This window comes from Frigoribacterium sp. Leaf186 (genome assembly GCF_001423905.1).
GTDB lineage: Bacteria > Actinomycetota > Actinomycetes > Actinomycetales > Microbacteriaceae > Frigoribacterium.
In genome coordinates, this window is sequence record NZ_LMPQ01000010.1 from 498,333 (window position 1) to 513,175 (window position 14,843).

11 protein-coding genes are annotated in these 14,843 nt (G+C 72.8%); 6 read left to right on the plus strand and 5 right to left on the minus strand.

Going from position 1 to position 14,843, the window contains the following annotated elements; genetic code table 11:
- Positions 1–46 precede the first annotated feature (46 nt).
- Together ASG05_RS09085 and ASG05_RS09090 are read left to right on the plus strand one after the other, a co-directional pair.
- Complete coding sequence (locus ASG05_RS09085) at positions 47–991, plus strand: FAD binding domain-containing protein (protein ID WP_082486581.1); 945 nt, start codon at positions 47–49, stop codon at positions 989–991.
- On the plus strand, positions 988–3,759 hold the full coding sequence (locus tag ASG05_RS09090; RefSeq protein ID WP_056259956.1) for a molybdopterin-dependent oxidoreductase: 2,772 nt from the start codon (positions 988–990) through the stop codon (positions 3,757–3,759). Before ASG05_RS09085 ends, ASG05_RS09090 begins: the two co-directional genes overlap by 4 nt.
- 340 nt (positions 3,760–4,099) lie before the next feature.
- On the opposite strand, the gene ASG05_RS09095 is transcribed toward ASG05_RS09090, so the two are convergent.
- The 4 genes from ASG05_RS09095 to ASG05_RS09110 all read right to left on the minus strand — a co-directional run bounded on the left by ASG05_RS09095 (position 4,100) and on the right by ASG05_RS09110 (position 8,366).
- Positions 4,100–5,515, minus strand: a complete 1,416-nt coding sequence (locus ASG05_RS09095; protein WP_082486582.1) for a nucleobase:cation symporter-2 family protein — start codon at positions 5,513–5,515, stop codon at positions 4,100–4,102.
- Positions 5,516–5,748: 233 nt separating this feature from the next.
- On the minus strand, positions 5,749–6,672 hold the full coding sequence (locus ASG05_RS09100) for a 5'-methylthioadenosine/S-adenosylhomocysteine nucleosidase (protein ID WP_056259957.1): 924 nt from the start codon (positions 6,670–6,672) through the stop codon (positions 5,749–5,751).
- Positions 6,669–7,121, minus strand: a complete 453-nt coding sequence (locus ASG05_RS09105) for an S-ribosylhomocysteine lyase (RefSeq protein ID WP_056259958.1) — start codon at positions 7,119–7,121, stop codon at positions 6,669–6,671. Before ASG05_RS09105 ends, ASG05_RS09100 begins: the two co-directional genes overlap by 4 nt.
- Positions 7,122–7,436: 315 nt before the next feature.
- Positions 7,437–8,366, minus strand: a complete 930-nt coding sequence (locus ASG05_RS09110; RefSeq protein WP_056259959.1) for an aldo/keto reductase family oxidoreductase — start codon at positions 8,364–8,366, stop codon at positions 7,437–7,439.
- A gap of 129 nt (positions 8,367–8,495) precedes the next feature.
- On the opposite strand from ASG05_RS09110, the gene ASG05_RS09115 reads away from it, so the two are divergent.
- Positions 8,496–8,987: an SRPBCC family protein gene (locus tag ASG05_RS09115; RefSeq protein ID WP_056259962.1), complete on the plus strand. Its 492-nt coding sequence runs from the start codon at positions 8,496–8,498 to the stop codon at positions 8,985–8,987.
- A gap of 58 nt (positions 8,988–9,045) precedes the next feature.
- Here ASG05_RS09115 and ASG05_RS09120 read toward each other — a convergent pair whose 3' ends face one another.
- The gene (locus ASG05_RS09120; protein ID WP_056259964.1) at positions 9,046–10,407 is read right to left on the minus strand and encodes a hemolysin family protein; all 1,362 of its coding nucleotides are present in this window, start codon (positions 10,405–10,407) and stop codon (positions 9,046–9,048) included.
- A 155-nt stretch (positions 10,408–10,562) separates the two neighbouring features.
- Between ASG05_RS09120 and ASG05_RS09125 the strand changes: the two genes are divergently transcribed.
- From ASG05_RS09125 to ASG05_RS09135, 3 genes are all read left to right on the plus strand, one after another.
- Complete coding sequence (locus ASG05_RS09125; RefSeq protein WP_056259966.1) at positions 10,563–10,757, plus strand: hypothetical protein; 195 nt, start codon at positions 10,563–10,565, stop codon at positions 10,755–10,757.
- 160 nt (positions 10,758–10,917) lie between these two features.
- Positions 10,918–11,916 (plus strand): LacI family DNA-binding transcriptional regulator, encoded by a 999-nt coding sequence (locus ASG05_RS09130; RefSeq protein WP_056259968.1) that lies wholly within the window; start codon positions 10,918–10,920, stop codon positions 11,914–11,916.
- Positions 11,917–12,518: 602 nt separating this feature from the next.
- Positions 12,519–14,774, plus strand: coding sequence for an alpha-amylase family protein (locus tag ASG05_RS09135; protein WP_056259970.1), 2,256 nt, complete (start codon positions 12,519–12,521; stop codon positions 14,772–14,774).
- The last annotated feature ends 69 nt before the right edge of the window (positions 14,775–14,843 follow it).

A 14,843-nucleotide genomic window follows, 5' to 3' on the forward strand; every position in this document is an offset into this window, starting at 1 on the left:
AGCCGACACATGCTCGAAACCCCGGTCGTGCAGAGTGGGGGCTCCCATGGACCTGACCACCGTTCGCGAGATCCGCACCCCGTCGCACCGCGACGAGGTCGTCTTCGCACCCGGCGAGCGCCCCTTGGGCGGCGGCACCTGGCTGTTCTCCGAGCGGCAACCCGGGCTGACCGGCCTCGTCGACCTGACCTCGCTCGGCTGGGCTCCGATCGAACGGGCCACCGACGTCGTCACCGTGGCCGCGACCTGCACCATCGCCGAGTTGCTGCGCCTGCCCTCGGACGACGACTGGGCAGGCCACCCCCTGATCGATCAGTGCGTCGACTCGCTGCTCGCCTCGTTCAAGATCTGGAACGTCGCCACGGTCGGCGGCAACGTCGCCCTCGGATTGCCGGCCGGTGCGATGACGTCGTTGATGGCCACACTCGACGCCACCGCCGTCGTCTGGACCACCGACGGCGGCGAGCGCCGCGTGCCCGTCTCGACCTTCGTCACCGGGGTGGTGCAGAACGCCCTCGAGCCGGGTGAGGTGCTGCGGTCGCTCGAGGTGCCGATCGACTCGTTGCGGTCACGGACCGGGTTCCGGCGCATCTCGCTGAGCCCGCTGGGTCGTTCGGGCACCCTGGTCACGGCGCGACTCGGCCTCGACGGCGAGTTCGTCGTGACGGTGACGGCCGGCACGACCCGTCCCGTCCAGCTGCGCTTCGACGAGGTGCCCGGCGAACGGTCGCTCGCCGACGCGATGGCCGGGGTCGACTGCTGGTACTCCGACCCGCACGGCGACCCCGACTGGCGCCGCGCGATGAGCACCCGCTTCGCCGACGAACTGCGCGTCGAGCTCGGCCGCCCCGCCACCGCCGGCACCGGTCGCATCGGCACCGGCGGCAGCGGAGTGCGACCTCCGCGTGAGCCGACCCACGATCCCCGCAGCGCCACCGCCCGGGCGAGGCCGACGCCCCGCACCGGCACGACCCCAGGAGGCGCGCGATGAGCCAGAGGCACGTCACGTTCGAGGTCGACGGCCTCCCCCTCGAGACCGACGTCGCCCCGGGGCAGGTGTTGCGCACGCTGCTGCGGGAGCACGGCGTGCACTCGGTCAAGAAGGGGTGCGACGCGGGCGACTGCGGCGCCTGCTCGGTGCTGGTCGACGGCGAGCCGGTGCACTCGTGCATCTACCCGGCGCACCGCCTCGAGGGCCGTGCCGTGACGACGGCGGCCGGGCTCGGTACACCCGACCACCCGCACCGCGTGCAGCAGGCGTTCGCCGATGCGGCCGGGTTCCAGTGCGGCTTCTGCACGGCGGGCATGGTGGTGACGGCCTCGACGTTCACCGAGGCCGACCGCGACGACCTCCCGCGCCTCCTGAAGGGCAACCTCTGCCGGTGCACGGGGTACCGGGCGATCGGCGACGCGATCTGCGGCGTGCAGAACACCGTGGCACCGGCCGACGGTGAGGCGGCCGGTCGGTCGGTGGCGGCCCCGGCGGCGATGCGCGTGGTGTCGGGCTCCGAGCCGTACACGCTCGACTTCCGCAGCACGACGAAGCTGCTGCACCTGGCCGTGCTGGGCAGCCCGCACGCCCACGCGCGCATCACGTCGATCGACACGACCGCCGCCGAGGCGATGCCCGGCGTGCACCTGGTGCTGACGCACCGCGACTCCCCCGCGACGCTGTTCTCGACCGGGCGGCACGAGGACCGCGAGGACGACCCCGACGACGGCCTCGTGCTCGACCCCGTGCTGAGGTTCCGCGGCCAGCGGGTCGCCGCCGTCGTCGCCGACGACGTCCGCACCGCGACGAAGGCCCTGGCGGCCGTCGTGGTCGACTACGAGCCGCTGCCCGCGGTGTTCGACCCCGAGACCGCTCGCTCGCCCGGGGCCCCGCTGCTGCACGGCGAGAAGACCACCGAGGTGTCGCGCATCGCCTACCCCGAGCGCAACACCGTCGCCGCCATGCACGACGAGACGGGTGACGTCGAGGCCGGCCTGGCCGCCGCGGACGCCGTCGTCGAGGGCACCTGGCGCACGCAGCGCGTCTCGCACGGAGCCCTCGAGACGCACGCCTCACGGGGCTGGCTCGACGACGACGGTCGCCTCGTGATCCGTACGGCGAGCCAGGTGCCGTTCCTCGTGCGCGACGAGCTGGCGCACGTCTTCGACCTGCCGCCCGAGCAGGTGCGCGTGTTCGCCGCCCGCGTCGGGGGCGGCTTCGGCGGCAAGCAAGAGCTCATCACCGAAGACCTGGTCGCCCTCGCCGTCCTGCGCACCGGGCAGCCCGTCCAGTACGAGTTCACCCGCGAGGACGAGTTCACGATCGCGCCGACCCGCCACCCGATGCGGGTGCGCGTCCGGGTCGGGGCGACGAGCGACGGCGTGCTGACCGCCCTGCACGTCGACCAGCTGATGGACACCGGCGCCTACGGCAACCACGGCGTCGGCGTCATGTACCACTCGGTCCACGAGTCGACCAGCGTCTACCGCTGCCCCAACAAACGCGTCGACGCCGAGTCGGTGTACACGAACAACCTGCCCTCGGGGGCGTTCCGCGGCTACGGGCTCGGCCAGGTCGTGTTCGCCGTCGAGTCCGCGATGGACGAACTCGCCCGCGAGCTCGGCATCGACCCGTTCGAGCTGCGCCGTCGCAACGTGATCGTCCCGGGCGACCCGATGGTGGTCACCGACCCCGACGAAGAGAGCGATCTGCTGATCGGCAGCTACGGGCTCGACCAGTGCCTCGACCTGGTCGAGCAGGCGCTGGGGTCCCCTGCCCCCGTGGGTGCGCCTCCTGCCCCCGTCGGCCCGACCTGGTCGACCGGACGCGGCATGGCCCTGGCCATGATCGCGACGATCCCCCCGCGCGGGCACTTCGCCGACACCTCGATCGAGCTCTTGCCCGACGGCCGCTACGACATCGGCGTGGGCACCGCCGAGTTCGGCAACGGCACGACGACGGTGCACACCCAACTCGTCGCCTCGGCGCTCGGCACGACGCCCGACAGGGTCGTCGTCCGGCAGTCCGACACCGACGTCGCCCGCTACGACACGGGCGCCTACGGCTCGGCCGGCGTCGTCGTCGCGGGCAAGGCCCTGCTCGCCGCGTCGCACAAGCTGCGGGCCGCGATGGTCGACCGTGCCCTGGCGATCGCAGGAGGCGCGGGTCACGCCGTCGAGACCGGCACCGCCCCCGAGGTGGTCGCCGGCGGCGTCGTGGTGCGGGTGGGCCCGGGCGCCGACGCCACCGTGCTCGTGTCCGCCGAACGGCTGCTGGCCGACGGTCCGCTCGCCGCCGACGGCGCCCACGACGGCACGCCGCGCTCGGTGGCGTTCAACGTGCACGGTTTCGAGGTGGCGGTCGACCGCGCGAGCGGCGAGTTGCGACTGCTGCGCTCGGTGCAGGCGGCGGACGCCGGCGTCGTGCTGAACCCCGAACAGCTGCGCGGGCAGGTCGAGGGCGGCACGGCCCAGGCGATCGGCACGGCGCTCTACGAAGAGATGGTGCTCGACGACGAGGGCCGCGTGCTGACGACGGCGTTCCGCAACTACCGGATGCCCAAGTTCGGCGACGTGCCGCAGACCGAGGTGCACTTCGCGACCACGCACGACGACCTCGGGCCGCTCGGCGCCAAGTCGATGAGCGAGGCGCCCTACAACCCGGTCGCCCCGGCCCTCGCGAACGCGATCCGCGACGCGCTCGGGGTGCGCCCGCACGAGCTGCCGATGTCACGCGACCGCCTCTGGCGCCTGGCCGGCGGGCGCTGACCCGCAGACGTCGAACCGGCGAGTCGTCAGGGCCGTCGGGCACTGGGCCGTGGGGGCTGTGCCGCGGGCGCTGGGCCGTCGGGCACTGGGCCGCGGGCGCTGGGCCGTCGGGTCGCCGGGGCCGGCGAGCTCGGACCCGACGGCACGATCGGGTCGGCACGGCCGCCGCTGCCGCCGGGAACGGCACCGGTGTCGGGGCCTCGCGCCGCGCCTCCTTCGCTCGAGGCGTGATCCGTCACGTACCGGATCGACGTCGCACCGTCAGATGAACGTCGCACCGCCGAATGTGGCGGTGCGACGCTCAGACGACGGTGCGACGTGCCGCTCGGGGCTCGGCGCGTCAGCCCTCGTGCGCAGCCGGTGCGGCCGGCCCGCGGACGGCGTCGTGCGCCGACACGTCGCGGTCGGCCCCGCCGTCCCGCGCCTGCACCCGGGGCGAGTTGAGCAGCAGGTTGAGCAGCACGGCGACGATCGCCCCGGCGCTGATGCCCGAGTCGAACACGATGGTGAACCAGGTCGGGAACTGCGCGTAGATCTCGGGGCTGACGGTCGGCAGCAGGCTCACGCCCAGGGCGATCGCCACGATCAAGATGTTCGAGTTCGTGAACCGCACCTTCGACAGCGTCCGGATGCCACTCGCGGCCACCATGCCGAACAGCGCCACGCCGGCCCCGCCGAGCACGGCGACCGGCACGCCCTCGACCACCGCGCCGAGCGCCGGCACCAGCCCGAGCACCACGAGGATGCCTCCGGCCAGCGTCGCGACGTACCGGGACTTCACGCCGGTGATGCTGACCAGCCCGACGTTCTGCGCGAAGGCCGTGTACGGGAACGTGTTGAACACGCCACCGATGACGGTCGACAGGCCGTCGGCGCGCAGGCCGTCGGCGAGGCGGCGCGGCGTCACCGGTCGGTCGACGATCTCGCCCACGGCGATGATGTCTCCGGTGGTCTCGGTCATGATCACGAGGCCGACGATGCACATCGACACGATCGCGCTCACGGGGAACGTCGGCAGCCCGAAGTGGAACGGCAGGGCGAGGCCGAACCAGCTGCTCTCGGCCACGCCGCTCCAGTCGGTCAGCCCGAAGGGCCAGGCCACCAGGGTGCCGACCACGAGCCCCAGCAGGATCGACAGGCGACGGAGGCCAGGAGGCGCGAACCGCTCGATCAGGACGATCAGCAGCAGGGTGCCGGCGGCGAAGGCGACGTCGAGCGGGCGTCCGAAGTCGTCGGAACCCGCGCCTCCTCCGACCCAGCCCGCGGCGACGTCCATCAGCGAGACGCCGATGATCAGGATCACGGTGCCGGTCACGATCGGCGGGAAGAACCGTACGAGCTTCGAGAAGAACGGTGCGAGCAGCATCATGAACACCCCGCTCGCGATGACCGACCCGTAGATCGCGGTGATGCCGTACTCGCCGCCGATCACGATCATCGGCCCGACCGCCGCGAAGGTGCACCCCTGCATCAGCGGCAGCCGCACGCCGAACCGCCAGAAGCCGACCGACTGCACGATGGTCGCGATGCCTGCCACGAACAGGTCGGCGCTGATCAGGTACGCGATGTCACCCGGCTCGAGCTGGCCCATGCCGACCAGCGCGCCGCCCACGATCAGCGGGACGGCGACCGCCCCGGCGTACATCGCGAGCACGTGCTGCAGGCCGAGCGGGAAGAGCCTCCGCAGCGGCGGGACGCGGTCGACGGGGTGCGTCGTCTCGACGGGTGCGGCGCCGGTGGGCGTGGGCTGTGACATCGGAACTCCTGATCGTGGGGATGTCGGGTTGTCGCGGTCAGCGTACGAAACGCGCGTTTCGACGGGGCGGCACGCGTGTTTCAGGCTCGTGTCGTCTCGCGGGATCGCGCCGACGAACCCCGTTCGCGAAGAAGAACCCCGTTTTGTCGGGGTTCTTCTTCGTTAACGGGGTTCGAGGCGCAGGAGGCACGGTGCGAGCGGGCGGGACGGCCGGGCTCAGCCGGCGTCCGGACTCAGCCCGCGGCGATCGCGCGGACGAGGTGCATCGTGACGTCCGCCGACCGGCCCGCCGTGAGGGCGAGGTTCTCGTCGTGCACGTCGTGGGCGTCCGGCCCCGCGAGGTCGCTGATGCCGCGCACCGAGACGAACGGCACGTGGTGGACGTGGCAGGTCTGGGCGATGGCCATCGACTCCATGTCGACGGCGTCGACGTCGACCACGTCGGCGAAGGCGCTGCGCACGCCGATCACGCGCTCGGCCGTCATGAACGCGTCGCTCGAGGCGATCAGCCCCGGGCGCACGGCCCAACCGCCGCGCGCTGCGGCAGGCTCGGCCGAGTCCGAGTCCGAGTCCGAGTCCGAGTCCGAGGCCGAGGCCGAGCCCGAGCCCGCGGCATCGCCTGAGCCAGAGCCCGAACCAGAGCCAGTCGACTCGACCGATCCTTCCGCGGGGGACGAGACCGACGTGTCGTAGGCGACCGCCGCCTCCATCAGTCCGTGGTCGGCGTGGAAGCTGGCCGGCATGCCGGGCACCTGCCCGAGCCGGTAGCCGAAGACGCGCGCGTCCGCGTCGAGGTTGAGGTACTCGGACCCCGCGACGACGTCGCCGATCTCGATGCCGGCGCCCATGCCCGCTGCGGTGCCCGCGCTGATCACGGTCGGCACGACGCCCTCGAGCGACCCCGACCGCACGATGGCGGACGTCGCCGCCCCGGCCGCGTTGACGAAGCCGATGCCGCTCTGCACGAGCAGCAGCTCGACCCCGTCGATCTCGAGCACGCGCTGCAACGACCCGCCGACCGCGACCGGCTCGTCGACCCGCGAGGCACGCGAGACGAAGGGCTCGGCCTCGTCGGCCATCGCCACGACGACGATGATCGACGGCACGGCGAGCGCCGCGACCCCGTCGGCAGGAGGCGCGGCGTGCGTCCCGGTCATCGGGTGACGGTCGACCACTCGTCGCGGGCCGCGAGGAAGTCGCGCGCGACCTCTTGGGCACCCTCGAGCGAGTGGTTGGCACCCCAGCCGCACTGGACCTCGTTGGCCGCGGGGACCTCGGTGGCGGTGGTGATGTCGGTGAGGGTGCCCTCGATGAGCGACAGGACGTCGTCCATCGCGGGGTCGCCCTGGAGGATCAGGTAGAAGCCGGTCTGGCAGCCCATCGGCGAGAAGTCGATCACGTCACCGGAGCGGTTGCGCGAGTGCTCGGCGAAGAGGTGCTCGAGCGAGTGGACCGACTTCATGTCGAGGTGGCCCTCGTTCGGCTGCGCGAACCGGACGTCGAACTTGGTGATGACGTCGCCGTGCGGCAGCGTCTTCTGGTCGGCGACGCGCACGTAGGGCGCGGCCACGGTGCGGTGGTCGAGGTTGAACGACTCGACGTTCATCTTGGGCTGGGTCACGATGGTCCCTTCGGGGTGCGGGCGGGGCGCGGGGGTCGCGTCGGCGCTGCACCGATCTGTGCGTCCCAACGCCGTGTCGACCCTAGGACATTCCCCCGACGGCGGTCGCTGCATGACCTGCCGCGACCACGCGCCTCCTGCCGGCCTGCCGGCCTGCCACCCCGCCACGACGTAAACAACACGCCACGCAAAAGGATGGCGGGTTGTTTTCGTCGCGGCGCGATGCCGGGATGCGGGGTGGCGGGCTGCGGCGCGCGCGGAGTGCCAGACGGCGGCGTGCCGCGTGCGGCCCCCGGCCCGCTACGGCAGCGTGTGACCGGCGGCTGTGAAGAGCCGGTACCACTCGGGCCGGGTGAGCGGCACGTCCGAGCCCGCGGCGCTGTCGCGGAGGTGCGCGACGCTCGTGGTGCCGAGCACGACCTGCATCTCGGCCGGGTGCCGGGTGATCCAGGCCACCGGGATCGCCGACGGCGGCACGTCGTACTTCGCGGCCAGCTCGTCGATCACGTCGTTGAGTTCGGCGTAGCCCTGGCGGTCGCCGAGGAACACGCCGTCGAAGAACCCCTTCTGGAACGGCGACCAGGCCTGCAGCGTCATGTCGTTCAGACGGCTGTAGTCGAGGATGCCGTTGTCGCGGTCGACCGACTGGTCGAGCCCGGCCATGTTGGCGGCGACCCCCGCGGCGATCAGCGGCGCGTGGGTGATGCTGAGCTGCACCTGGTTGACGATCAGCGGCTGCTCGACGCTGCGCTTCAGCAGTTCGACCTGGGCCGGGGTGTGGTTCGAGACGCCGAAGTGGCGCACCTTGCCGCTGGTGTGCAGCTGGTCGAAGGCGGCGGCGGCCTCGTCGGGCACGACGAGGGCGTCGGGGCGGTGCAGCAGCAGCACGTCGAGGCGGTCGGTGCGCAGTGCGGCGAGCGAGGCGTCGACCGACTCGAGGATGTGCTCGGTCGAGAAGTCCCAGAAGCCGTCGCGGATGCCGACCTTGCTCTGCAGCTGCACGGCGTCGCGCTCGGACGAGCTCATCGACACGGCGTCACCGAAGCGCTGCTCACAGTGGTGCGGGTGGTCGCCGTACACGTCGGCGTGGTCGAAGAAGTCGATGTCGAGGTCTCGGGCCTCGGCCACGAGTTCTCGGATCGCGTCGTCGGTCATGCCCGAGATGCGCATCAGCCCGAGGACGATGGTCGAGGCCGGGCGGTCGGTGGTGGGTAACGTCGTCGTCTTCACGCGGCCAGTCTGCCCCGTCCGCGGCCTCGCCGTGTCGACCCGCGCCTCCTCGGTGGACGTCGACGAGGCGCGGGCGACCTGGGGACGAGACGTCCCGTCGTTCGCGCCCTCGGTTCCGAACACCTCGGCATGACCGTCACCGCGAGTGCGAGCACCGCCCGCGTCGTCGCCGCCGCGCTCGACGACACGTGGCGCGTCGCGACGCCGTTGACCCCCGTCGGGTTCTACCCGAGGGCGGGCGTGATCCCGGCCGTCGTGGCCGTGCACGACCAGACCGGGCCGTGGGACGCCGTCGGTCGGACCCGGCGGCTCGAGCTGTCGGACGGCAGCAGCGTCGTCGAGAGCCTCGTGCGCGTCGAGCCCGACGGGGTCTTCGTCTACGAGCTGAGCCGCTTCACCGGCCTGCTCGGTCGCCTCGTGACGGGCGGGCGTGCCGACTGGAGCTACTCGTCGACGCCGAACGGACGCACCCGCGTCGACTGGACCTACTCGTTCTTCGCCCGCCCGGGGCGTGGTCTGATCGTCCGCGGCATCGTGCGGTTCGCCTGGGCGCCGTACATGCGTCGCGTCCTCGTCGGCATCGCCCGCGAGGTCGAACGCGTCGGCCAGTCGGCCGCCTAGGTCACCCGGCCGCCGTCCGACCAGCCCGCCCGGCCGTCGTCCGAGCCCGGCCGGCCGCTCAGGCCGCCGGGCCGCCGCCCGGCTCGTCCGGCCCACCCTGGGCCGCGGCCTCGGGGTGCGACGGAGGCGGCGTGACCCGGACCGTCGCGATGCGGTAGCCGTCGGTCTCGACGACCTCGAGCGTGTGCTCGTCGACCGACACGGAGTCGCCGACCACCGCGAGCCTTCCCAGCCGGTCGAGGATGTACCCGCCGACCGTCTCGTAGCGCCCGTCGGGCAGGGTCAGCCCGAGCATCTCGTCGAGCCCCTCGACGATCAGGCCGCCCTCGACGTCGCGCGTGCCGCCCGGCTCGAAGCCGACCTCGGTCGCGGCGCCCGCGTCGTACTCGTCGTAGATCTCGCCGACGAGCTCTTCGAGCAGGTCTTCGAGGGTGATGATGCCGTCGGTGCCGCCGTACTCGTCGATGACGACGGCGATCTGGTGGCCGTCCTGACGCATCGTCGTGAGGGCCGCCAGCACCTTCGTCGTGCCGGGCAGCGCGAGGATCGGACGCACGATGTCGGCGATGGCCGGCTCGTCGGCCACGCTCTCGCGGCGCGCGGCCGGCACCGCGGCCATGAGGTCGCGCACGTGCACGAAGCCGAGCACGTCGTCGACGTCGCGACCCGTGACGGGGTAGCGCGAGTGGGGCAGGTCGAGCACCTCGTGGTACCCCTCGGAGGCGCGGGTCGCCCCGGTCAGGAACGCCACGTCGTGGCGTGGCCGCATCGCCTCGGCCACCCGGCGGTCGTCGGCCCGGAACACGTCGGTCAAGATGGTCCGGCTCTGCTCGTGGATGTCACGGTTGCTCGAGATGAGGTCGCGCACCTCGTCGGCCGAGACCTCGTCACCGCGCTCCTTCGGGTCGAGCCCGAGCAGGCGGACGACGCCGTTGGTCGACACCGACAAGAGCCAGATGAGCGGACGCATCAGCGTCGCGAGCCCGTTCAGCGGAGGCGCGAGCACCTTGGTGAAGGCGACCGACTTCTGCATCGCGATGCGCTTGGGCACGAGCTCGCCGAACACCAGCGACAGGTAGGCGATGACGACGGTCATCCCGATGACCGACACCGTCGAGGCGGCACCCGGCGACAGGCCGAGCGACTCGAGCCCGGGCACCAGGTCGGGCGCGATGGTCGAGGCGCCGTAGGCCGAGGAGAAGAAGCCCGCCAGCGTCACGCCGATCTGCACCGCCGACAAGAACGTGTTGGGGTTGCGGACGAGTGCGGCCGTCCGGCGCCCGCGCTCGCCCTGGGTCTCGATGGCCCGCACCTGGCTCTCGCGCAGGGTGACGATCGCCATCTCGGTGCCCGCGAACACCCCGCCGATCAGCACGAAGACCACGACGAGGCCGATGTTCACGAGGGTGTCGACGTCCATGCCCCGACGCTATCGATGAACCGGCCGTGAGGGTGCCGGGCATCAGCCGAGCGTCCGCCGGGGGCTCCGTGTGGACCCTTCACGAAGCAGATCTGCGGTCACCGGTCAGTCAGCTCACAGGTCGGCCGGACGGCGGGACGCATACCGTCCAGGGCATGTCGACGCCTCCTGATCGCGGACTGCCCGCCTACGTCCTCTCCGGCCTCGTGCTCGGGCTGCTCGCCGGGGTCGTCCTCGCGCTCGTGCTCGGGTGGTCCGTCGGGCTCGCGATCGGGTTCGGCATGGCCGGCGGCATCGCGGTCGGCGCCGTGCTATGGCTCGTGGTGCGCCCCGACAAGCGCCGGCGCTGACGACCGCGGCCGCGCCTCCTCACCCACCGCGCCCGCGCCTCCTCACCCACCGCGACTGCGCCGCCGCGCCCACCGCACCCGCGCCTCCTCGCCCACGCTGCCCGCGCCTCCCTGGCGCCGGGCACCCCACGGTGGCGCGCGTCACCGCTACCCTCGGGGCATGAAGGACGCCACGATCTACGACGTGGCGAAGCGCGCGGGCGTCTCGCACCAGACCGTCAGCCGGTTCTTGCGCGGGTTCGAGGGCATCCGCCCCGCCACGCGCGAGAAGGTCGAGCAGGCCCTCGCCGAGCTCGAGTACCGCCCGAACTCGGCCGCCCGGTACCTCCGGCTGCAGCGCACGAACCGCATCGGGCTGCTCGCCGACAACATGCACCAGTCGGGCCCGGCCCGCACGATCGCCGGGGCGACCGAGGCCGCCCGATCGCTCGGCTACGTGACCGACATCGTGTCGATGGACGGCGGCGACCAACGCTCGGTCGACGACGCCCTCGACCTGATGCTCGGTCAACAGATCGCCGGCATCGTCGTCACGGCGCAGACCGCGGTGGCCCGGTCGGCCCTCGAACGGCGGGCGATCACCGTGCCCGTCGCGCGCGACTTCGGCTTGATCCTCGAGGGCACGACCGAGTCGATCAACGAACACGCCGGCCGGGTCGCGGCCGAACACCTCGTCTCGCTCGGCCACCGCCGGGTCGCCTACGTGGCCGGGCCCGAGCAGTGGTTGGCCGCCCGCGAGCGCGCCGACGGGTTCCGTCAGGTGATCGCCGCGTCAGGAGGCGCGGTGACGGTCACCGACGTCGGCGACTGGTCCGCGGCGGCCGGCTACGACATCGGGCTGCGCCTCGCCACCCGGACCGACGACTTCACGGCCGTCGCCGTCGCCAACGACGCGATGGCCATGGGGCTGCTCGCCGCCCTCGCCGCCGAAGGCGTCTCGGTGCCGCACGAGGTCAGCGTGGTCGGCAACGACGACGCCCCGGAGGCGCGGTTCATGGTTCCCTCGCTCTCGACGGTGGCCCTCGACTTCGGCTTCGAGGGCGCCCACGTCGTCACGTCGCTGATCGCCCGCATCGAGGGGCGCAGCCCCGACACGGCCGCCCGCCTGCCGGTGCCGACGCTCGTCGCCCGGGCCTCGACGGCTCCCGCGCGCGGCTGAGGCATGGGGCGCCGGCCGACCCGCGCCTCTCGGGCCCCGTCCGCCGCCGCTCACCCCCGCGTCCGGCGCGAAACCCCTGCCTAGGCGCGCGTTCCACGCCGGAGCGCGGGGTCCACACGACACAAACTGCGGCTCCCGCCCGGCACGCCCGGCGCACCCCTTCATTCGGCGAGAAACCCTTGCCTAGGCGCGTGTTCCACGCCGGACCGCGGGGTCCGCACCACACGACCTGCGCCCTCCTGCCAGCACGTCCGGCGCACCCCCTCGTCCGGCGCAGAACCCCTGCCTAGGCGCGCGTTCCACGCCGGACCGCGGGGTCCGCACCACAGGACCCGCGCCTCCACGTCCCACAGAGGGGGCGCGCGGGCCGCCGTCGAAAGTGGGTCTTGCGCGGGTGGCGGGGCGTGGGTTACGTTCTCCGCAGACACCGATGTTATCGACAACATCCAGGGACGCCACAGCGAATGCCATGGTCGGCACGACCCCGGCACCACCCCCCGGCACGACCCCGGCACCACCCCCAGCACCATGCCGGAACCACCCCGGCCTCCCGTCGACATCGACCGTCGCCACCGCAGCCGACACACACGAACGGGTCAACGATGACTTCTGCTCCACGCCACTCCGGGGTGCTCTTCGGAGCCGCCTACTACGCCGAGTACCAGCAGGCCGGCACCCTCGACCGCGACCTCGACCTGATGGTCGAGGCGGGCTTCACGGTGATCCGGGTGGGCGAGTCGGTCTGGTCGACGTGGGAGCCGCGCGAAGGCGAGTTCGACCTCGACTGGCTGCAGCCCGTGCTCGACGGGGCCCACGCCCGCGGCATCGACGTCGTGCTCGGCACGCCCACCTACGCCGTGCCGCCATGGCTGCAGGTGCGTCACCCCGAGATCGCGGCCGAGCGCACGACCGGCGTCCGTGCCGGCTGGGGCGCCCGGCAGGAGATGGACCAGAGCCACCCCGCCTACCGCTTCTACGCCGAGCGCGTCGTGCGGAAGGTCGTCGAGCGCTACGCGCAGCACCCGGCCGTGATCGGCTGGCAGGTCGACAACGAGCCCGGCAACGAGCGCCCGCGCAACGACCAGGTGTTCGACCGCTTCGTGGCCTGGCTGCAACGCAAGTACGGCACGGTCGAGCGCCTGAACGAGGAGTGGGGCCTGGTCTACTGGTCCCACCGCCTGACCGAGTGGTCGCAGCTCTGGCGCCCCGACGGCAACGTGCAGCCGCAGTACGACCTCGAGTGGCGTCGGTTCCAGGGCGAGCTGGCCGACGAGCTGATCGCCTGGCAGGCCGCGGTCGTCCGCGAGTACGCCCGTGACGACCAGTTCGTGACCACCTGCATCTCGTACTCCCGGCCGCAGGTCGCCGACGACCGCCTGGTCGAGAGCCTCGACGTCACCGCCGGCAACCCGTACTACAAGATGCAGGACGGCCTGACCGTCGGCGTCGACGTCCCCCGCGAGGCCGGCTGGTGGCACACGGGCGTCTGGGCTCTGCAGCAGTGGGGCGACCGGGCCTTCTCGTCGGCGCAGGCGCCGTTCCTCGTCACCGAGACCAACGCGCAGTCGATCGGCGGCCCCTGGCAGAACCACCCGCCGTTCGACGGTCAGATCAAGCAGGCCGCGCTGGCGCTCGTCGCCCGCGGCGCCCGCATGGTCGAGTACTGGCACTGGCACACGCTGCACTTCGGCGTCGAGACCTACTGGGGCGGCGTGCTGCCGCACAGCCAGCGTCCCGGCCGCATCTACCGCGAGGTCGCCGCGCTCGGGGCCACGCTCAAGGCCGTCGGCGGGGCGATCGACGGGCTCGAGCCCGACGCCGACGTGCTGATGCTCTGGTCGACCGACACCAAGTGGTCGTTCGAGACGTACCCGCCGCTGGCGCGGGCCGACGGCACCCCCGACCCCGAGTCGTACCTGCACCTCTTCGACGCGCACTACCGCGGGCTCGCCGAGGTGGGCGCCCAGGTGCGCATCCAGCACGTGGCGCAGTTCGTCGCCGCCGACCCGGCCGAGCTGGCCGCGCGGTACCCGGTGCTCGTCGTGCCCGCCCTGTACGTCGTGGACGACGCCGCCCTCGCCGCGCTCACCGCCTACGCCGAGGCCGGCGGGCACCTCGTGGTCGGCATCCGCACGGCCTACGGCGACGAGCTCGCCCGGGCCCGCCGCGACCCCGCGCCCGCCCGCCTCTCGGGCCCTGCCGGCGTCTGGTACGAGGAGTACACGAACCTCGACGAACCCCTCGCCGTCCACGTCGAGGGCGCCTACGCCCCGACCGCAGGAGGCGCGGGCACCGTCGCCGACGCCCCGACCCCAGGAGGCGCGGGCGCGGTCCCCGAGACCACCGACGGTCCCGGCACCAGCACCCCCACCCAGGCCGCCGAGGCCCCCTTCGTCCTCGAGCCCGGCTCGGCCGGCACCCGCTGGGCCGACGTCCTGCAGGTCGACGACGCCACGGTCGTGCTGCGGGCCGCACCGACCGAGATCGGGGCCGACGCGCTGTTGACGACCCGCGCCTCCGGAGCCGGCCGCGTCAGCTACGTCGCGACGGTGCCGAACCCCGAGCTGTCGCGCTCGATCGCGCGCTGGCTCGTGCCGGCCACGGCGACCGGCGACTGGGCGGCGACCGAGACGGTCACCGTCACCACCGGTTCACGGACCGACGCCCCCGGGCTCGCGTTCGTGTCGAACTGGTCGGCCCACGAGGCCACGGTCACCACCCCCGCGGCCGTGTGCGACCTCGAGACCCACGAGGTCGTCGCCGCGGGCACCACCCTCACGCTCGCCCCGCGCTCGGCCCACGTCTACGAGCTCGTCGAGGCGGCCGACCAGGACGAGGCGCCCGACACCACGGCGTAGGCGACCCGACCCNGCACCACCCACCCCGCACCACCTCCCCTGAACCACCACTCCCGCTCCCCACCCCCT

Coding starts and splice junctions, on each gene's coding strand:
- ASG05_RS09085 (WP_082486581.1), top strand. CDS start 47: ATGGACCTGACCACCGTTCGCGAGATCCGCACCCCGTCGCACCGCGAC.
- ASG05_RS09090 (WP_056259956.1), top strand. CDS start 988: ATGAGCCAGAGGCACGTCACGTTCGAGGTCGACGGCCTCCCCCTCGAG.
- ASG05_RS09095 (WP_082486582.1), bottom strand. CDS start 5,515: ATGTCACAGCCCACGCCCACCGGCGCCGCACCCGTCGAGACGACGCAC.
- ASG05_RS09100 (WP_056259957.1), bottom strand. CDS start 6,672: ATGACCGGGACGCACGCCGCGCCTCCTGCCGACGGGGTCGCGGCGCTC.
- ASG05_RS09105 (WP_056259958.1), bottom strand. CDS start 7,121: ATGAACGTCGAGTCGTTCAACCTCGACCACCGCACCGTGGCCGCGCCC.
- ASG05_RS09115 (WP_056259962.1), top strand. CDS start 8,496: ATGACCGTCACCGCGAGTGCGAGCACCGCCCGCGTCGTCGCCGCCGCG.
- ASG05_RS09120 (WP_056259964.1), bottom strand. CDS start 10,407: ATGGACGTCGACACCCTCGTGAACATCGGCCTCGTCGTGGTCTTCGTG.
- ASG05_RS09125 (WP_056259966.1), top strand. CDS start 10,563: ATGTCGACGCCTCCTGATCGCGGACTGCCCGCCTACGTCCTCTCCGGC.
- ASG05_RS09130 (WP_056259968.1), top strand. CDS start 10,918: ATGAAGGACGCCACGATCTACGACGTGGCGAAGCGCGCGGGCGTCTCG.
- ASG05_RS09135 (WP_056259970.1), top strand. CDS start 12,519: ATGACTTCTGCTCCACGCCACTCCGGGGTGCTCTTCGGAGCCGCCTAC.